Annotated in this window: 22 protein-coding genes; 8 read left to right on the forward strand and 14 right to left on the reverse strand. The window is 72.8% G+C overall.

What is annotated here, in order from left to right; translation table 11 throughout:
* The first annotated feature begins 1 nt into the window (after position 1).
* Positions 2-985, forward strand: a complete 984-nt coding sequence (locus V5O40_RS07880) for an aldo/keto reductase (RefSeq protein WP_332904863.1) — start codon at positions 2-4, stop codon at positions 983-985.
* 110 nt (positions 986-1,095) lie between these two features.
* On the forward strand, positions 1,096-1,290 hold the full coding sequence (locus tag V5O40_RS07885) for a hypothetical protein (RefSeq protein ID WP_164445933.1): 195 nt from the start codon (positions 1,096-1,098) through the stop codon (positions 1,288-1,290).
* Between the two features lie 106 nt (positions 1,291-1,396).
* On the opposite strand, the gene V5O40_RS07890 is transcribed toward V5O40_RS07885, so the two are convergent.
* From V5O40_RS07890 to V5O40_RS07920, 7 genes are all read right to left on the reverse strand, one after another.
* The gene (locus tag V5O40_RS07890) at positions 1,397-1,600 is read right to left on the reverse strand and encodes a cold-shock protein (protein ID WP_011905669.1); all 204 of its coding nucleotides are present in this window, start codon (positions 1,598-1,600) and stop codon (positions 1,397-1,399) included.
* A gap of 288 nt (positions 1,601-1,888) precedes the next feature.
* Complete coding sequence (locus V5O40_RS07895) at positions 1,889-2,161, reverse strand: DUF4235 domain-containing protein (protein ID WP_164445246.1); 273 nt, start codon at positions 2,159-2,161, stop codon at positions 1,889-1,891.
* The gene (locus tag V5O40_RS07900) at positions 2,158-2,472 is read right to left on the reverse strand and encodes a DUF3618 domain-containing protein (RefSeq protein WP_332904864.1); all 315 of its coding nucleotides are present in this window, start codon (positions 2,470-2,472) and stop codon (positions 2,158-2,160) included. Before V5O40_RS07900 ends, V5O40_RS07895 begins: the two co-directional genes overlap by 4 nt.
* The gene (locus V5O40_RS07905) at positions 2,469-2,921 is read right to left on the reverse strand and encodes a phage holin family protein (protein ID WP_332904865.1); all 453 of its coding nucleotides are present in this window, start codon (positions 2,919-2,921) and stop codon (positions 2,469-2,471) included. Before V5O40_RS07905 ends, V5O40_RS07900 begins: the two co-directional genes overlap by 4 nt.
* A gap of 147 nt (positions 2,922-3,068) precedes the next feature.
* Entirely contained in the window at positions 3,069-4,283 is a 1,215-nt protein-coding gene (locus V5O40_RS07910) for a mechanosensitive ion channel family protein (protein ID WP_332904866.1), read from the reverse strand.
* A 137-nt stretch (positions 4,284-4,420) separates the two neighbouring features.
* Positions 4,421-5,242: a DUF1206 domain-containing protein gene (locus tag V5O40_RS07915; RefSeq protein WP_332904867.1), complete on the reverse strand. Its 822-nt coding sequence runs from the start codon at positions 5,240-5,242 to the stop codon at positions 4,421-4,423.
* A gap of 59 nt (positions 5,243-5,301) precedes the next feature.
* Entirely contained in the window at positions 5,302-5,667 is a 366-nt protein-coding gene (locus tag V5O40_RS07920) for a hypothetical protein (RefSeq protein ID WP_332904868.1), read from the reverse strand.
* A 72-nt stretch (positions 5,668-5,739) separates the two neighbouring features.
* Between V5O40_RS07920 and V5O40_RS07925 the strand changes: the two genes are divergently transcribed.
* Positions 5,740-6,021: a GNAT family N-acetyltransferase gene (locus V5O40_RS07925; protein WP_166457974.1), complete on the forward strand. Its 282-nt coding sequence runs from the start codon at positions 5,740-5,742 to the stop codon at positions 6,019-6,021.
* Here the strand turns inward: V5O40_RS07925 and V5O40_RS07930 are convergent.
* Positions 6,005-7,519 (reverse strand): glycoside hydrolase family 3 protein, encoded by a 1,515-nt coding sequence (locus V5O40_RS07930; protein WP_332904869.1) that lies wholly within the window; start codon positions 7,517-7,519, stop codon positions 6,005-6,007. The two genes, V5O40_RS07925 and V5O40_RS07930, sit on opposite strands and share 17 nt — an antisense overlap.
* Before the next feature lie 294 nt (positions 7,520-7,813).
* On the opposite strand from V5O40_RS07930, the gene V5O40_RS07935 reads away from it, so the two are divergent.
* The 4 genes from V5O40_RS07935 (at position 7,814) to V5O40_RS07950 (ending at position 11,271) form a co-directional block, all read left to right on the forward strand.
* Positions 7,814-7,936 carry a hypothetical protein gene (locus V5O40_RS07935; protein WP_269738869.1) on the forward strand — a complete coding sequence of 41 codons (123 nt, stop codon included), beginning with the start codon at positions 7,814-7,816 and terminating at the stop codon, positions 7,934-7,936.
* Between the two features lie 76 nt (positions 7,937-8,012).
* A complete protein-coding gene (locus V5O40_RS07940; RefSeq protein WP_332904870.1) occupies positions 8,013-8,963 on the forward strand; it encodes a TIGR03557 family F420-dependent LLM class oxidoreductase in 951 nt (316 codons plus the stop codon).
* Between the two features lie 47 nt (positions 8,964-9,010).
* A complete protein-coding gene (locus tag V5O40_RS07945; protein WP_332904871.1) occupies positions 9,011-10,642 on the forward strand; it encodes a RecQ family ATP-dependent DNA helicase in 1,632 nt (543 codons plus the stop codon).
* A 125-nt stretch (positions 10,643-10,767) separates the two neighbouring features.
* Positions 10,768-11,271: a hypothetical protein gene (locus V5O40_RS07950; RefSeq protein ID WP_332904872.1), complete on the forward strand. Its 504-nt coding sequence runs from the start codon at positions 10,768-10,770 to the stop codon at positions 11,269-11,271.
* Between the two features lie 128 nt (positions 11,272-11,399).
* On the opposite strand, the gene V5O40_RS07955 is transcribed toward V5O40_RS07950, so the two are convergent.
* Both V5O40_RS07955 and V5O40_RS07960 read right to left on the reverse strand, forming a co-directional pair.
* Entirely contained in the window at positions 11,400-12,164 is a 765-nt protein-coding gene (locus V5O40_RS07955) for an ABC transporter permease (RefSeq protein WP_332904873.1), read from the reverse strand.
* The gene (locus V5O40_RS07960; RefSeq protein WP_332904910.1) at positions 12,157-13,122 is read right to left on the reverse strand and encodes an ATP-binding cassette domain-containing protein; all 966 of its coding nucleotides are present in this window, start codon (positions 13,120-13,122) and stop codon (positions 12,157-12,159) included. Before V5O40_RS07960 ends, V5O40_RS07955 begins: the two co-directional genes overlap by 8 nt.
* 93 nt (positions 13,123-13,215) lie before the next feature.
* On the opposite strand from V5O40_RS07960, the gene V5O40_RS07965 reads away from it, so the two are divergent.
* Positions 13,216-14,013 carry a TetR/AcrR family transcriptional regulator gene (locus V5O40_RS07965; protein WP_332904874.1) on the forward strand — a complete coding sequence of 266 codons (798 nt, stop codon included), beginning with the start codon at positions 13,216-13,218 and terminating at the stop codon, positions 14,011-14,013.
* 9 nt (positions 14,014-14,022) lie between these two features.
* Here V5O40_RS07965 and V5O40_RS07970 read toward each other — a convergent pair whose 3' ends face one another.
* Genes V5O40_RS07970 through V5O40_RS07985 form a run of 4 tightly spaced genes read right to left on the reverse strand, consistent with a single transcriptional unit; the run spans position 14,023 to position 18,121 of the window.
* Positions 14,023-15,006 carry a DNA topoisomerase IB gene (locus V5O40_RS07970; protein ID WP_332904875.1) on the reverse strand — a complete coding sequence of 328 codons (984 nt, stop codon included), beginning with the start codon at positions 15,004-15,006 and terminating at the stop codon, positions 14,023-14,025.
* Positions 14,990-15,943, reverse strand: a complete 954-nt coding sequence (locus V5O40_RS07975) for a glycosyltransferase family 9 protein (RefSeq protein ID WP_332904876.1) — start codon at positions 15,941-15,943, stop codon at positions 14,990-14,992. Before V5O40_RS07975 ends, V5O40_RS07970 begins: the two co-directional genes overlap by 17 nt.
* The gene (locus V5O40_RS07980) at positions 15,940-16,635 is read right to left on the reverse strand and encodes an SDR family oxidoreductase (protein WP_332904877.1); all 696 of its coding nucleotides are present in this window, start codon (positions 16,633-16,635) and stop codon (positions 15,940-15,942) included. The genes V5O40_RS07975 and V5O40_RS07980 overlap by 4 nt, the downstream gene beginning before the upstream one ends.
* A gap of 55 nt (positions 16,636-16,690) precedes the next feature.
* Positions 16,691-18,121 (reverse strand): PfkB family carbohydrate kinase, encoded by a 1,431-nt coding sequence (locus tag V5O40_RS07985; protein ID WP_332904878.1) that lies wholly within the window; start codon positions 18,119-18,121, stop codon positions 16,691-16,693.
* Between the last annotated feature and the right edge of the window lie 8 nt (positions 18,122-18,129).

Raw genomic sequence — 18,129 nt, forward strand, 5'->3', positions numbered from 1 at the left:
CATGGAGCAACGCACGTTCCCCCGCATGGATCGCCAGGTCGGCGTGGTCGGGCTCGGTGCCTGGCAGCTCGGCGCCGACTGGGGCACGGTCACCGAGGACGACGCGATGGCGGTGCTGGCCGCCGCGGTCGACGCCGGGGTCACTTTTCTGGACACCGCCGACGTCTACGGTGACGGGCGCAGCGAACAGCTGATCGGACGTTTCCTGGCGGCGCATCCCGACGCCGGGCTGACCGTGGCGACCAAGATGGGCCGGCGGGTGGCGCAGACGCCCGAGGCGTACACCCTGGACAACTTCCGCCGGTGGACCGACCGGTCCCGGACGAACCTGGGCGTGGACACACTGGACCTGGTGCAGCTGCACTGCCCGCCGACGGCCGTCTTCGGCACCGACGAGGTCTTCGACGCCCTCGACACCCTGGTGGCCGAGAAGCGGATCGCCGCGTACGGCGTCAGCGTGGAGACCTGCGACGAGGCGCTCACCGCGATCGCCCGCCCCGGGGTGGCCAGCGTGCAGATCATCCTCAACGCGTTGCGCCACAAACCGCTCGAACGGGTGCTGCCCGCCGCCTCGGCCGCCGGGGTGGGCATCATCGCCCGCGTACCGCTGGCCAGTGGCCTGCTCTCCGGCCGCTACGACGAGCACACCACGTTCGCCACCGACGATCATCGCAACTACAACCGGCACGGGGAGGCGTTCGACGTCGGCGAGACGTTCTCCGGGGTGGACTTCACCACCGGCCTGGCCGCGGTGCGACGGATCGCCCCGCTGGTGGGCGCGGACCGCACCATGGCCCAGTTCGCGCTGCGCTGGGTGCTCGACCAACCCGGCGTCACGGTGGTCATTCCCGGTGCCCGCGACGCTACCCAGGCCCGCGGCAACGCCGCCGTGGCCGGCCAGGCCCCACTGTCCCCTGAGGAACTGGCCGAGGTGACGGCGGTCTACGACGACCTGATCCGTCCGCAGGTGCACCACCGATGGTGAGCGGTGGGCCCGGCGACGGTCCGTTCGACGGTGGGCCGGCCGGTGGTGGGCCGGCCGCGGCGCCCGGCGGCACACGGCCGGGTGGCGAGCCACCGCGACGGCAGACCGTGATGACCGGATGGCTCCGGCTGACGCTCGGTCTGCTGGCCGTGGTGGTGGGTGCGGTGTGGACGGTGCAGGGCCTCGGTTACGTCGAGGGCAGCGTGATGACCGGCCAGCGGATCTGGGCGGTGCTCGGACCGCTGCTGGTACTTGTCGGGTTGGCCCTGCTCTGGCTCGGCGTCCGCGCCCGGGACCGCCGCTGAGGCGACCGTGGCGACGATGCGGAAAGCCCCGCGTCCGACGGGACGCGGGGCTTCGCACTGATTCGGGGACTGCCTCGCCAGTGGCCGACGGTCGCCGACCGGTGCCTCAGAGGGGGCGGACCTGCTCGGCCTGCGGACCCTTCTGGCCCTGGGCGATCTCGAACTCCACCCGCTGGTTCTCCTCCAGCGTGCGGTAGCCGCTGGTCTGGATGGCCGAGAAGTGGACGAACACGTCAGCACCCCCGCCGTCGACGGTGATGAAGCCGAAGCCCTTGTCAGCGTTGAACCACTTCACGGTTCCCTGCGCCATGTGTATCTCCTTCTAAAACTGGCGGCCGAGCACACCGTGCGGCCGGTTGGCCGTGTCGAGCAGCGGTGCCTGAGGCGGCCTCCGGTGAAGGAGACTTCTCTCAACCCACGCCGTCTCTCAACAGCGTGGAACAGCTTAACCACGTACGCAAAAACTGTGCAGAGCCTAGCCGACGAAATTCTCCGACATGTGACCTGACGGATGCGTCGAATCCGTCGAGCGGAGGCGGTGGGGCGAGGCGAAAGGCCCTCTCACCGGCAACCGACGAGAGGGCCTCGAGACGGATCTTCAGTCCGGCCAACTACCGGTCAGCCGACGGACGCCGACCGCACCGCCCCGGTCCACCGCGGCCCGGACGACCGAGAAGATGGCGCCCTGCAGGGCGGCCGCCGCGAGGATCTCACCCCAGCGACGGTCCTCGTCCGTCGGGTTCGGCGCCTCACCGTCACCGGCGGTCATCTTCCACACCTGCCGGAAGACCGCGCCCGCGATCGCGCCGGCGGCGAAGCCCATCAGCACGCCGACCGGCTTGTAGGCGGCCCTGCCGATTCCCTTGCTCACGCACGCCTCCCTCTGATGATCATCAACACCACGGCGGCGGCGAGCGCACCGGCCGCGAGCGCGATGAACGGCGCGGGTCCCTGGCGGCTCGGACCCTGCTGGTGGTTCAGGCCGGCCTGCGCGCGTACCCGGGCGACCGTCATCGCAGCCTGCTCGCGTACCCGCTCCCGCGCCTGGTCCGCCGAGGACTTCAGTCGCTTCTTGACGTCGGCCTTGGCGGCCAGCGCCTCCATCGTCTCGCCCAACTCGACGCGGGTGCGCCGGATCTCCTCCCGCAGCGCCTCCGTGTCACCCGTACCGTTACCTGTCATGCCCGTCCCCTGTCCTTCACCGCGGCGCTGACCACGTCGACGTCGGCCCGCAGGCTGCGCACGGTCGCCTCGGGCACCGGCGGGACCGCGCGGCTGACCCGGCGCTTGCCGATCAGCGCCAGCACCCCGGCGACCAGGAACAGGGCGACCGCCACGATCAGCGCGGCAGCCCACGCCGGCAGCACCAGGGCCAGCAGGAGGATCGCGGCGGTCACCAGTGCCCCCAGGCCGAAGAAGGCGAGGGCACCGCCCCCGGCGAACAGGCCGACACCGATGCCGGCCTGCTTGCCCTTCTCGGTCAGCTCGGCGCGGGCCAGCGTGAGTTCGTCCCGAACCAGGCGCGAGACCTGCTCGGTCGCCCGCTGAACCAGTTCGGCGGTGGACGGCTCCGTCCCGTTGTGGGACATCCGCCCGTTGTGGGACGTACGGGCGTTCGCCACGTCAGCCATGCTGTCCCCCTCTCGTCATCACCGCGCTGTATGCCCGGAGTCGCCGCTCGTCAATCCTGTTCCCGAAAAAGGGGGCAGAAGCGTCGGGCAGCACGTCCCCGCCAAACGCCGCGCCAAACCTGCCCATCCGAGTGGATAACGAGATGGTCAGCGGCGAGGTTCGGCGGGCTGCCGGGCCTCGACCGTCTCGTCGGGGCCGACGAAGGCCTCGTTGCGGGCGTGGCCGTCGTCGCTGCCACCGAAGAGCCGGGCGTCGTCGGGCACCTCGGCCTCGGCCCGGCGGCGCGTCGAGTGCCGCGGCTGGATCCACTGCCACGCCAGGTCGCTACCGCCGTCGCCGACCTCGGTACGCAGGCGGGGCATCGCGGTGGGCCGGTGATCGCGTACCCAGGCGACCAGGTGTTCCCGCACGAGGCAGCGCAGGTCCCACAGGGCCCCCGCGTTGCTGGCGCTCACCAGCGCGCGAACCTTGATCGTGCCGCCGGTCGCGTCGGTGACCTGGAGGACACAGACCCGGCCGTCCCACAGCTCGGTGCTCTCGACCAGCCGGCGCAGCTCCTCCCGCATGGCCTGCACCGGAATCGACCAGTCGACCTCGAACTCGGCGGTGCCCAGGACCTTCGCCTCGGTACGGGTCCAGTTCTGGAACGGCTTGCTGGTGAAGTAGGAGGTGGGCAGGATCAACCGGCGGTCGTCCCATACCTGCACCACCACGTAGCTGAGGGTCAGCTCCTCGATCCGACCCCACTCCCCCTCGACCACCACCACGTCGTCGAGGCGCACCGCGTCGCTGAAGGCCAGTTGCAGGCCGGCGAAGACGTTGCCCAGCAGGCTCTGCGCGGCCAGGGCGGCGACCACACCGACCACACCGGCGCTGGTCAGCACGCCGGCACCGATGCCCCGCACGGCGGGGAAGGTCATCAGCATCACGCCGAGGGTGATGACGACGATCACCACTATCGTCACCCGGCGCAGCATCACCACCTGGGTGCGTACCCGCCGGGCGTGCCGGTTGTCCGGCACGTCCACCCGGAACCGGGCGAGCGCGGTGTCCTCGACCACCACCAGCAGGCAGGCGACCAGCCAGGCCGCGGTGGCGATGACGGCGAGCACCAGCAGGTGCAGCAGGGCCTGACGCCAGCCGGTGCCGATCGCGTACCCGGTGCTGAACCGGACGGCGAACTGCACGGCGAGCACGGTGGCGGCGACCTGGAACGGGCGGTGCGCGTGCTGGGTCAACTCGGTCAGCAGCAGTGATTTGCGGCCCCAGCGGCGGGTGAGGCGGTGCACCACCTCGACCACGGCAAGAGCGATCGCCGCCGCGGCGAGCGCGGCGACGACCGTCACGAGGTAGCTGTGCACGTGTTGCTTCTCCTTCCGGCCCGACGGCGATCCCGGTGGTGGTGTCCGGCGTGCGGGCGATCAAGATCCGGCAAAGGGGCAATGGTGCCCTGAATCGCCGGCCCCGGCCACCGTGGGGGTGGCCGGGGAGGAGAAGGTCATACCTTGCGGTAGCGGGACTGGAGGAAGCAGTAGACGCCGAAGGCGGCGATGCCCAGCGCGATGAGGGTCAGCAGGATGGTGCCGAACGCCTGGTCACGCAGGGTCCGCAACGCGGCGTCCAGACCACGGGCCTTCTCCGGGTCGTAGTTCACCGCGGCCAGTATGACCAGCAGGCCGGTCACGGCGAAGGCGACACCCCGGGAGGCGTAGCCGGCCATGCCGAGCCGCCGGGCGAGCTGCCGGGTCTTGGCGCTCATCTCGCCGGTCTTCAGCCGCTTCATGAACTTCTTCTTCAGGCCGTAGATCGTCATGCCGACACCGATGCCCGCGAGCACCAGACCGGCGAGACCGACCAACCAGCGACCCCCGGTGGACTCCATCAGCCGGGCCGACAGGTCCTGCTGCTGGGAGGCGCTGTCGGAGTTGGCGTCGGAGACGACCTTCCAGGCGGTCCAGGCCAGCCAGAGGTAGATCAGGGTGCGGGCGGCGGAGACGATCCGTTCCTTGAGCCGGTCGTTGCCCCGCTCGGTGCGGTGCCCGACGGCCGCTTCGAGGGCCTGCCAGATCGCCATGGCGAGCATGCCGACGGCGATGGCGATGACCAGGAACTGACCCAGGGGTTGCGCGGCGAGGGTACGCAGCGCGCCGGACTGGTCGCCGTCGTTGGACGAGTTGCCGAACGCGATCTGCAGCGCCAGCCAGCCGAACAGCAGGTGCACGATCCCGTAGCCGATGAAACCGGCCCGGGCGAGGAGTTCCAGCCACCGGCTGTCGGCCGTACGGGCGGCGGTGGCTTCGGCGTTCCGGGTAAGAGACATGGCGCCTCAATCTCCGAACGCGAAGATTTCCAAACGTGCTGGCCGCCGCCCGAGTACCGTCAGCCGCCGTTACGCGCGATGCGGACCTTCACCTCGCTGTCGGTGACGCTGTCCAGGGTGACCGCGAGGCCACCGACGTCGGCCGCCTGCTGGCCCACCGTGAGGGACAGCTGCTCGCCAGCGACCTCGATGGTGGCCACGTCGTCCTGCGTCTCGACCAGCCGAGCCTCGACGCCGAGGATGTTCGCCCGGGCGTCCACGCCCCGGTCGAAGGTCACCGTGCAGGCGTCCAGGCCGCAGTCGGTGCTGGCCCCCTCGGAGCTGCAACCGGCCAGCAGGGCCGCGCCGAGCGCGAGACCGGCCAGCAGGCCGGCGAGGCGGGTGGAAGTGGGCGGAGTCTTACCGGCGAGGGATCGGTTCGTCACGCCGTCAAGCGTACGAGACACCGGCGAACCGACCGGGCGGGCCGACCGGCGGTGGACAATGCAGGAGTGAGCATGCTGGTCGAGGACAACCCCGCCAAACACCGCTACGAGATCCTGGTCGACGACGCGCTGGCCGGCTTCACCGCCTACCTGCCCCGCGACCAGGTGCTGATCTTCACGCACACCGAGGTGGACTCGGCCTTCCAGAACATGGGCGTCGGCTCGGCGCTGATGCGCGGCACCCTCGATCAGGTCCGCGCGCAGGGCCAGCGGGTGGTGCCACGGTGCCCGTTCATGGCCGCCTTCATCGAACGCCACCGGGAGTACGCCGACCTGGTCACCAGCCCGGACTGACCACGCCGCCGGCGAGCAGCTCGGCCGCGGCCCGACCGGCGGCCCGGGTGGCGCCGTGGGTGGCGATGTGCACCGCCCCGGTGACCAGCGCGGGCACCCCGAGTTCGACGACCACGGCGTCCGGGCGGGCGGTCAGCGCCCGACCGACCGCGTCCCGCATCCAGGCGTGCCGGTGCAGGTCGCGCACGACGAGCACCAGCGGTCGCCCGGTGGCACCGGCGGCCGGGTCGGCCGGCGCCGACTGCTCGACGTGTCGGACGCTCGTGGTGCCCGGCACCAGGGCGGCCAGCGGCGCCGCCACCCCCCAGGGAGTCGCCGACCCGATCGCGATGTTGTGCGGCGGCTGGAACTCCACCACGTGCGCCGGACCGCACAGCGGCAACGAGACGTTCGTGGCGTCGCTGGTGGTGACCCGCACGGCACGTCGCGCCGCGACCAGCCCGACAGCTGAGCCGCCGGTCGGGCCGGCGGGGCGGGCGGTACGGGCCGCCACCGTCCAGGCGGCGAGTTGGCCGACCCGCTTGGCCGCCTCGGTGAGCCGCTCCTCGGGCAGCTCCCCGGCGACGACCGCGTCGACGATGGCGTCGCGCAGGTGGCGGGCCGTCTCCTCGTCGGCGTGCTCGCCGCCGACACAGATCGCGTCCGCGCCGGCGGCCAGGGCACGCACGGCCGCACCGGCGAAACCGTAGCGGTCGGCGACCGCGCCCATCTCCACCGCGTCGGTCACCACCACGCCGTCGAAGCCCATCTCCTCGCGCAGCAGGCCACCCAGGATGCGGGCGCTCAGGGTGGCCGGCAGGTCCGGATCCAGCGCCGGCACCAGCAGGTGCCCGGTCATCACCGCCTGGACGCCCGCCGCCACGGCGGCCCGGAACGGAGCCAGCTCGACGGTGTGCAGCCGGTCCCGGTCGGCGTCGATGCGGGGCAGGTCGTGATGGGAGTCGACGCGGGTGTCGCCGTGCCCGGGAAAGTGCTTCGCGCAGGCGGCGACGCCGCCGGACTGCAGGCCGCGTACCCAGGCGGTGGTGTGCCGGGCGACCAGCGACGGCTCGGCGCCGAACGACCGGACGCCGATCACCGGGTTGTCCGGGTTGGAGTTCACGTCCGCGTCGGGCGCGTAGTTGAGGGTGATCCCGGCGGCGGCGAGTTCCGCGCCGAGGTCGCGGGCCACCTCCTCGGTCAGAGCCGGGTCGTCGACCGCGCCGAGTGCCAGGTTGCCCGGACGGGAGCTGCCCAGACCGGACTCGATGCGGGTGACGTCGCCGGCCTCCTCGTCGATGGCGACGATCACGTCCGGCCGCTCCGCCCGCAGCGCGGCGGTCAGCGCGGCCACCTGCCCGGGATCGACGACGTTGCGGCTGAACAGCACCACCGAGCCGAGCCCGTCGCCGAGCCAGCGGCAGATCCAGGCGGGTGGGACGGTGCCGACGAAACCGGGCTGCAGGACCGCGGCCGCCAGGGTCGCCAGGTTTCCGTTGCGCTCGACCCGCTCGCTCATGCCGGCACTCCGCTTCGCTGCGTGCCGCCATGAGGCACCGCCGCACTGAGTTGAAGATTCACTCGCTGCCGCTCGCTCATGCCGGCACTCCGCTTCGCTGCGTGCCGCCATGAGGCACCGCCGCACTGAGTTGAAGATTCACTCGCTGCCGCTCGCTCATTCGGCGCTGTACCCCCGCGTGTTCCGCCGTGGACTCCCGCCGGCCGGCGGTCCAGACATGGTCACACCGCGCCACCCCAATAGTCAATAAACCTTACAGTTGCCCTGGGAGCGCTGCACCGCGACAGTGCGGGTATGGACCCCGTGCTGCTGGCCGACGCGACGAGCCCGGCCGACATTCCCGGCGTACGCCTGCTCGGCCTGGTGGTGGGCGGTCTGCTGCTGCTGATCGCCATCCGCGCGATGTTCCGCCGCTGAGCCACCGGAGCGGGTGTGACCGGCGTCCGCCTGGGTACCGCCTGCCCCACAGGCAGCACGGGCCGAGGGGGAAGAAATGAAGATCGGATACTTCCTGTCCACCGAGGAGTACGCGCCGGCCGAACTGCTCGACCAGGCCCGGGCCGCCGAGCGGGCCGGCTTCGAGGCGCTGTGGATCTCCGATCACTACCACCCCTGGATCGACGCCCAGGGGCAGAGCCCCTTCGTCTGGTCGATGCTCGGCGCGCTGAGCCAGGTCTGCCGGCTGCCGGTGACCACCGCCGTCACCTGCCCGACCGTACGCATCCACCCGGCGGTGCTCGCCCAGGCCGCGGCGACCACCTCGGTGCTGCACTCCGGCCGGTTCGTCCTCGGGGTGGGCTCCGGCGAGGCGCTCAACGAGCACATCCTCGGCGGTGCGTGGCCGGGGGCCGGCGTCCGGCTGGAGATGCTGGAGGAGGCGGTCGAGGTGATGCGCGAGCTGTGGCGTGGTGGTTTCGTCAACCACCACGGCCGGCACTACCAGGTGGAGCACGCCCGGATCTACACGCTGCCGGAGACACCCCCGCCGATCTACGTCTCCGCGTTCGGGCCCAAGGCCGTGGATCTGGCCGCCCGGATCGGCGACGGTTTCGTCAACACCATGCCCGACGCCGACCTGGTACGCCGGTTCCGGGACAACGGCGGCGGCGACAAGCCCTGCCAGGCCGGTTTCAAGGCCGCGTACGCGCCGACGGTCGAGGAGGGCATGCGACTGGCGTACGAGCGCTGGCCGACCGAGGCGATCCCCGGTGAGCTGCTCCAGGTCCTGCCCTCGCCGCGCCACTTCGAGCAGGCGGCCACGCTCGTGGATCCGGCGGCGATGCGCGAGGCGTTCGTCTGCGGCAGTGACGCCGACGCCCACCTGGCGAAGATCGACGCGTACGCGAAGGCCGGGTTCGACGAGGTCTACGTCGCCAACACCGGGCCGAACTGGTCGGGGCTGCTCGAGATGTACCAGCGCGAGGTGCTGCCCCGGCTGCGTTGATCAACCCGGGTTTCGCCGCGGAGCCGCCCGGGTACCTGCGGCCTTCGATGAAACTGACCACGCACTCGATGTCGTTGCGCCGCGCCGCGCGCAGCCTGTTCGGTTGGACCGCGCTGCGGCCCAACCAGTTGGCCGCGATGCGGGCCGTGATGCGCCGCCGCGACGCCCTGGTGGTGCTGCCCACCGGCGCCGGCAAGTCGGCGATCTACCAGATCCCGGCCAGCCTGATCCCCGGCCCGACCGTGGTGATCTCTCCGCTGCTGGCGCTTCAGCAGGACCAGATCGCCGCGCTCAACGAGCGGCAGCGCGCGGAACTGCGAGCGGTCCGGATCAGCTCGGACGAGACCGCGGCACAGCAGGCCGAGGCGATCGCCGAGATCCGCGACGGCCGGGCCGAGTTCCTCTTCATCACCCCGGAACAGCTGGCCAACCCCGACCGGCTGGCCGAGGTCCGGGATCTCAAGCCGGCGCTGGTGGCGATCGACGAGGCGCACTGCATCTCCGCCTGGGGCCACGACTTCCGCCCGGACTACCTGGCCCTCGGGCAACTGATCGAGGGCATCGGCCGACCACCGGTGGTCGCGCTGACCGCCACCGCCTCCCCGCCGGTACGCGACGACATCGTCAGCCGGCTGCGGCTGCGCAAACCCGAGATCGTGGTCTCCGGCCTGGACCGGCCCAACCTCTTCTTCGAGGTGGCGCACTGCCCCACCGAGGACTACCGGTGGCGGCGGCTGATCGCCCTGCTGCGCGAGGACAAGCGACCCGGCATCATCTACGTGCCCACCCGCCGCGCCGCCGAGGAGCTGGCCGACCGGCTGACCGACGCGGGTCATCCCGCCCAGTACTACCACGGTGGCATGCCGGCCAACGCCCGCGCCCGGCTGCACGAGGCGTTCCTCGCCGACCAGGTGCCGATCATGGTGGCGACCTCGGCGTTCGGCATGGGCATCGACAAGCCCAACATCGCCTGGGTGGTGCACATGGCGCTACCCGACTCGCCGGACAGCTACTTCCAGGAGATCGGCCGGGCCGGCCGCGACGGCCAGCCGGCCCGGGTGCTGCTGCTCTGGCAGGCCGAGGACGTCGGGCTGCAACGCTACTTCAGCGGTGGCCTGCCCGACGCCAACGAGCTGCGCGACCTGGCCGCGTTGCTGCGCAAGGAACCGACCACCCGCAAGGAGTTGCGCGAGGTGACCGGGCTCGGCCCGCGCAAGCTCGGGCAGTACCTCGCCCTGCTGGAACAGGTCGGCGCCGCCCAGCAGGCGCCGGGACAGCGGGTCGGCGCACCCCGTTACGCCCCCACCCCGGTCGACGCGGCGGCGGCCGCGGTGGCCGAGGCGGAGCGGCAGCAGAGCCTGATCCGGTCGCGTACCGACATGATGCGGGCCTTCGCCGAGACCAGCGCCTGCCGGGGACAGACGTTGCTGGCCTACTTCGGCGAGCAGATGAGCGAGATCTGCGGGCACTGCGACAACTGTCACGCCGGCACCAGCGTGCCCGACGACGGTTCGGTGGGTCCGTTCCCGGTGCACAGCCAGGTGCGGCACGCCGAGTGGGGCTCCGGCCTGGTGCTCAGCTACGAGGAGGGCCGGATGACGGTGCTGTTCGACGAGGTCGGGTACAAGACCTTGTCGGTCAGCGTGGTGTCCGAACAGGGGCTGCTGACCCTGGACTAACCTGAGCCGGCCGCTGCCGGTGGCCGGGCCTGCCGGGCCCGGCCGGGTCGGGCGGAAGGACCAGACCGGCCGCCACTGGCGGTGCGGCTGACGAGGACGTGAACGACGAGCGGGAGGGGCGGGTCGTGATCGAAGAACCGGCGTACACCGGGTTCGGTTTCTCCGACGAGGAGTGGGGGCTGCTGGTCGGCCTGCCGCAGTCGGTGCTCACCGCGGCGAGCGCCGCCGAGTCCGACGGCACCAAGGCGACGATGGCCGAGGGGGCCGCCGGCCTGGAGACCATCTCCGGCGGGCGGGAGTCGGCCAGCCCGCTGGTGGCTGCCGTGGCCGGCGAGATCGTCACCCGGGTCGGCGACCCGGAGGCCGGCGAGGAGCTGCCGGTCATCGAGCCCGCGGACCCGCGCGGCTACGCCGAGGACGTGTTGGGCCGCGCCAAGGAGGCATCGGCGCTGCTGGCGGCCAAGGTGGACGAGGGCGAGGCGGGCGCGTACCGGCACTGGCTGGTGGAGATCACCGACCAGGTGGTCGGCGCCGCCAGCACCGGCGGCGTGCTGGGCCTGGGCGGCACCGAGGTCAGCCCCTCCGAGCGCCGCTTCCGCGACCGCCTGGCCCAGATCCTCAACGACTGACCCCAATCCACCCCCCACCCGACCCCCGACCCCCGACCTCCGTTGATCATGAGGTTGGCGGCACTGTTGATCTTAAAAGCTGCCGCCAACCTCATGATCGACTCGGTGAATGTGGGTGGGGGTGGGGGTTAGGCGATTCGGCGGGGGAAGAGGAGGGCGGAGAGGAGCATGGCGAGGGCCAGCAGGGCTAGGCACCAGGCGGCCGCGCGGGTGGGTGCGGTGCCGACCGGGGTGTCCAGCAGGAGGCCACGCAGCGACTCGATGACCGGGGTGACCGGCTGGTGCTCGGCGAAGCCCCGCAGCCAGCTGGGCATGGTCTCGACCGGTACGAAGGCACTGCTCGGATAGGGCAGGAACATCACGATGAAGGTGTATCCGTTGGCCGCCTCCGGGGTCCGGGCCAACAGGCCGAACGCCGCCGACAGCCAGGACACCGCCAGCAGGAACAGCAGCAGCACCCCGGCGGCGGCCAACCAGCGCAGTGGCGCGACGGCCGGCCGGAACCCGATGGCGACCGCCACCCCCAGCACCAGCACCGTGGAGACGGTGTTGCGGGCCACGCTCGCCACCACGTGCCCGGCGAGGATCGAGGTGGCACCGACGTCCATCGTGCGTAGCCGTTCGATCATCCCGGTGGTCAGGTCGATGGTGACGCTCACCGCCGTGCCGGCCGCGCCGAAGCCGGCGCAGAGCAGCAGCACACCGGGCACCACGTAGGTCACGTACGCCGAACCGGTCTCGATCGCACCGCCGAAGAGGTAGACGAAGAGCAGCATCAGGATCACCGGCAGCAGCAGCGAGGTGAGCAGCGCGTCGATGTTGCGCCGGGACAGCCGGACACAACGGCCGATCATCACGGCGGCGTGAATCGGTCGGAGGGTCAGCTCAGACACCGGCCACCTCCCGCTCGGGGCTCGCCAGCCGACCGGTGAGGGTGAAGAAGACGTCGTCGAGGGTCGCCTCCCGGACGGTGAACCGGACCACCCCGTGCCGGTCCGGATCGACCTCGTCGAGCAGGCCGCGCACCTGGGGGGCGCTGCCGTCGGTGGCCACCGACAACGCCAGCCGGGCCGGTTCGCGGTGGGTGACCCGCTCACCCAACCGCCGGTCCGCCTCGGCGAGCCCGGCGGCGTCGCGCCAGGTCAGCTCCAACCGCTGGGCACCGAAACGGCGCTTGAGTTCCGCCGCCGTCCCCTCGGCGGCGAGTCGGCCGCCGTGCAACACCATGATCCGGTCGGCCAGGCGGTCGGCCTCCTCCAGGTACTGCGTGGTGAGCAGCACCGTCACCCCGGCCCCGGCCAACTCGCCGATCACCTCCCACAGCCCCTGCCGGCTGCGTGGGTCGAGACCGGTGGTCGGCTCGTCCAGGAAGATCACCGACGGGGCGCCGACCAGGCTGGCCGCCAGGTCGAGTCGACGCCGCATCCCGCCGGAGTACGTCACCACCCGCCGCCCGGCGGCGTCGGCCAGATCGAAACGGTCCAGCAGTGCCGCGGCACGGGCGCGGGCCGCCGGAGCGCGCGACCCGGCGAGGCGGGCCAGCATCGTCAGGTTCTCCACGCCGGTCTGCCCGTCGTCGAGCGCCGCGTGCTGGCCGGCGAGGCTGATCGCCCGGCGTACCCGCCGCCGCTGGCGCACCACGTCGTGGCCGACCACCCGGGCGGTACCCGAATCCGGTCGGGTCAGCGTCGCCAGGATGCGCACCGTGGTGGTCTTGCCGGCCCCGTTCTGCCCGAGCAGGGCATGCACCCCGCCGGTGGGCACCCGCAGGGTCAGCCCGTCGAGCACGACGTGGTTCCCGAAGGACTTGCGCAGGTCGACCAGCTCGACCGCTGGCGGTCCGTGCACCATGGACACCCTCCCAATCTGCGTACGTAATACGCTTCTATGCGTAGACCATACGCAGAAGATATGCTGGCGGTCAACGCCGGCCTGGGAGGTGGAGTGGGCGAAGACGTCGAGCTGCCCGAGAACGTGGCCCTCGCCTGGGGGCTGCGTGACCGTCCGAGCCGTGGCCCGAAGCGCAGCCTCAGCCTCGACCAGGTGGTCGCCGCCGGCATCCAGATCGCGCAGGCCGAAGGGCTGACGGCGGTGTCGATGAGCCGGGTGGCAGGCGAACTCGGCGTGGCCACGATGTCGCTGTACCGGTACGTGCCCACCAAGCACGACCTGCTCGACCTGATGGTGGACACCGCGTACGGCCCGCCACCACGCCCGCGCGGAGCCGACGAGGGCTGGCGGCCGGCGCTGGCCCGATGGGGTGAGGGGAACGTCGCCGCGCTGCGCCGGCAACCCTGGATGCGGCACGTGCCGATCACCGGCCCACCGATCAACCCCAACCAGGTGCGCTGGCTGGAGTACGGGCTCGCCGCGCTGCGCGGCACCGGCCTGCGCGCCTCCGAACGGATCGCCACGATCATGCTGGTCAGCGGCTACGCCCGCAGCTGGGCCACGCTCACCGCCGACATCGCCGAGGCCGCCGCCCGGACCGGGCGGACCCCGGAGGAGGTGGGCCTGCGCTACTGGCGGCACCTCGCCGTGCTCACCGCGCCCGGCCCCTACCCGGCGATCCACGAACTGCTGGCCGAGGCCGAGGAGTACGACGACGACGTCGACCTCGAATGGCGGTTCGGGCTGGGCCGGATCCTCGACGGCGTGGCGGCCATGATCGAGAGCCGGGCCACCGACCCGTCCAATGCGGCCCACCAGCCGGGTGGCACCGGTCCGCCCGACGGTGGTTGAGGTCCCCGGTCAGGTCCGCGCCAGCAGGGTCAGCACCGCCCGCTCGGCCTGCTCCGGCGAGGTCTCCCCGGTCACCGGAGCGACCACACCGTCGTGGAAGAGATCCACCACCCTCGGGTCCACGTACGAGGCGCGAGCCACCGTCGGCGTGTTGCCGAGCAACTCCGCCACCTGTCGCATCACCCCCGCCACCGCCCGGCGGCGAGCGGTCACCGAACGGGCGCCGGCCAGTGCGGCCAACTCCGTCGCCGCCCGTACCGTCGCGTGCCAGGTGCGGAAGTCCTTCGCGGTCATCTCGCCACCGCTGGCCTCGCGGAGATAGTCGTTGACCTCGTCGGCGCGCACGTCCCGCCACTGCCGGCCGTCCCAGTAACCGAACAACCGGTCGGCCGCCCGACGCCGCCGACGCAGGTCGGTGAGCACCCGGCACAGCTGCGGGTCGGAGATCAGCCGGACCTGCTCGATGCCGCCCTTGGCCGGAAACTCGAACAGCACACACCCCTGGCGCAGCCGGGCGTGCTCGGGACGCAGGGTCGCCACGCCGAACGTCGGATCCTCGCCGGCGGCGTACTGGTCGCTGCCCACCCGGAAGGCGCCCATGTCGAGCAGCCGGGTCACCGTCGCCAACACGCGCTCGCGGCGCAGCCCGCGTACCGTCAGGTCATGGTCGACCCGCTCGCGCAGCAGCGGCAGCCGGCCCGCCACCTCCAGCACGTGGTCGAACTTCGCCTCGTCCTGCCGCTGCCGCCACAGCGGGTGGTAGAGGTACTGCTTCCGGCCGGCCGCGTCGACGCCGATGGCCTGGATGTGCCCGTTCGGGTACGGCGAGATCCACACGTCCCGCCAGGCCGGCGGGATGACGAGTGCGCGCAGCCGGGCCAGGTCGTCGGGGTCGCGTACCGGCTCGCCGCGCGGGTCCAGGAACGACCAGCCCCGGCCCCGCCGATGCCGCCGATATCCCGGCCGACCCGGATCGCTACGCCGCAACCGCACGGTCCACCCGCACCACCCGCTCCACCTCGTCGACCGCGGCCAGCACCTCGTCCACGCCGAGGGCGACCATCGTGGGATGGTCACCTACCCCGTCCCACTCCGGCCATGCCCCCGCGCCGGCCCAGAGTGCCCGGTGCCGTCGGCGCTCCGGCGGTGGACCCCAGCGCGCCGGCGGGACCGGACCGAACAGCACCACCGACGGGGTGCGGTAGCCGGTGGCCAGATGCGCCACCCCCGTGTCCCCGCTGACCACCAGGCGCGCCCCGGCGATCAGCGCGGCGAGCTGGGCCAGGTCCGTCCGGCCGGCCAGCACCGCGGCGGCGGGCAACCCGGCCCGGTACGCGACCCGAGCGACCAGGTCCCGCTCCGACGCGCTGCCGGTCAGCACCACCCGGTGCCCCCGCCCGGTCAGCTCCCGGGCCAGAACCGCGTACCGGGCGGCCGGCCAGCGCTTGGCCGGCTCCTTCGAGCCGGGATGCAGCACCGTGACACCACCGGCCGCCAGGCCCGGACCCGGGCGGCGCAGATCCAGGTCGGTCGGGTCGGCCGGAATGTCGTACTCGCGCAACAGCCGGCACCAACGCGACACCTCGTGCTCGTCGTCGTCCCACCGCGGCCCGTCGGGGTGCGGCGCCTCGGCGTTGGCGAAGGCGATCAGCCGGTCGGGACGGGCGGCGGCCAGCAGCCGGTGCGAGCGCGGACCCCGGCCGTGCAGGTTGACCGCCACCGCCACCCGCCCGGCGGGCCGGGCCAGCCGGTCCAGGCCGTCGGTGGGCAACAGCCGGTCCACCCCGCCGACCAGCTCGACGAGCGGCCCCAGCCAGGCCGGCGCGGCGAGCACCAGTTGCTGGTCCGGGTACGCCGCCCGCAGCGCCCGCACCGCCGGGACCGCCGTGGCCAGGTCACCGACGCCGAGGGCACGCAGCGCCAGGATCACGGGTACGACGTCTCCCGATCGGCGCAGACCACCATCTCGCGGATCGCGCAGCCGGCCGGCTGGGACAGGGCGAACATGACGGCGGCGGCGGTGTCGGCCGGATCGTTGAGGATCGCGTCCGACCCTGGCCGGTACCGCGGATCGCGTTCGTCGAAGAAGGCCGTCCGCATCCCGCCCGGGACGAGCAGCGTGACACCGACCGTGCCGGCCAGTTCGGCGGCGAGCGCCCGGGTGAAGCCGACCACCCCGAACTTCGCCGCACAGTACGCCGTCGCGTCGCTGACCGCCTTGATGCCGAGGGTGGAGGCCACCGTCACGACGGTGCCCCGGGATGCGGTCAGGAACGGTAGCGCGGCGCGGATCACCGCGGCGGTCGCCAGCAGGTCGACGGCGACGATCCGGTCCCAGGTCTCACCGGGCACGTCGGCGAGGCGACCGGGCACGTCGATGCCGGCGGCGGTGACCACGGCGTCCAGCCCGCCCACCCGCGCGGCCAGCTCGCGGGTGGCGGCCTCGGCACCACGAGTGTCGGCCAGGTCGCACTCCACCCAGGGCACCCCGTCCGCCGGTGCCTGCCGATCCAGCACCAGCGGCCGACCACCGGCGGCGGCCACCGCCGCCACCACCGCCGCGCCGAGTCCGCTGGAGCCGCCGGTGACCAGCACCGTCCGCCCGGACGCCGGCGCACTCACGGGGTGACCTCCGTTCGCGACTGCGGGGCTCGCAACACCGGCTCACTCCTCACGCTCACCGGACCACCTCCGTCCGGTTGGCCGTCGCGGCGATCATCTCGGTGGTGGACCGCCCGTCCAGATAGGGCACCACCACCGTGTGACCGCCCCACCGGCGCAGGATCTCCGCCTCCGGCAGGCCGGCGCCGTCACCGCCGCCGGTGGCGTAGTCCCCGCCCTTGACCCAGACGTCCGGGCGCAGCCAGGACAAAGCCGCCTCCGGTGTCGGCTCATCGAAGATCATTACCGCGTCGACGCAGCTCAACGCGGCCAGCAACCGGCTTCGGTCGTCCTGGCGCATCACCGGCCGGTCCGGTCCCTTGAGGCCGGTGACGCTGGCGTCGGAGTTGAGGCACACGATCAGGCAGTCGCCGAGCTGCCGGGCGGCCTGCAACGTCGCGACGTGGCCGGCGTGCAGCAGGTCGAAGCAGCCACCGGTGGCGACGACCGTCCCGCCGGCGGCGCGGACCCGGGCGACCACGGCGGCCGACGCGGCCACCCCGACCCGGTCGCCGGCCACCGCGGCGTGCACCGCCTGCGGGGCGCGCCGCACCGGCGCGGGCAGAGCCGTCGCCACCCCACCGTCGGCCACGTACGCCGAGGCCTCCGCCACCGCCTCCTGCACCGCCTCGGAGACCAGCGCGCCACGGGCCAGGGCGAGGCCGGCGGCGACGGCGAACCGGTCGCCCGCGCCGCAGGTGTCCCCCTCGGCGGCCACCGGGGCGGGCACCATGAGTGGCGTCGACCCGGCGTGACTGAGCAGCGCGCCGTCGGCGCCGAGCGTCACCGCGACCGCCCCCGCGCGCCACCGCTGCCGCAACCGCTGCGCCCCCTCGGCGGCGGTGGCCAGCCGGGTGCCGCCGACCGGTGCCTCCATCAGCTCCCGCACCTCCGCCTCGTTCGGGGTGACCAGGTTCGCCCCGGGTACCGCGGCGGGTCCGCGAGGGTGCGGATCCCAGACCAGCGGAGCGCGGATCGAGGCCAGGGCCGCCCGCAGCGCCGGTTGCCGGGCCACCGCGCGGCCGTAGTCGCTGACCACCACCACCGAGGCCCGGTCCAGGACGCGCGACACCGCCTCGCCCGGCTCCTCCAGCTCCCCCGCCCCGCCGCCCCGGTCATGGCGCAGCAGCACCCGGCCTCCGGACCGCAGCCTGATCTTCTCCGGGGTGGCGCCGGCCAGCCGCAACGGATAGACCTGCACCCCGGCGGCGGCGAGCAGCACGCTCAGCCGGGCCCCGCCGGCATCGTCGGCCAGCGCGGTCACCAGCACCACCTCGGCACCCTGTGCGGCGGCGAAGACGGCGGAGAGCCCGGCGCCGCCGGGCCGGTCCACGTGCGCGATCTCGTCGAGCACGGGCACCGGCGAGTCCGGACAGAGCCGGTTGACCACCCCCTCGACATCCCGGTCGAGCAGGGTGTCGCCGACCACCACCACGGGTCCCGTCACGCTCGCCT

The organism is Micromonospora palythoicola (genome assembly GCF_036689795.1).
Lineage (GTDB): Bacteria > Actinomycetota > Actinomycetes > Mycobacteriales > Micromonosporaceae > Micromonospora > Micromonospora palythoicola.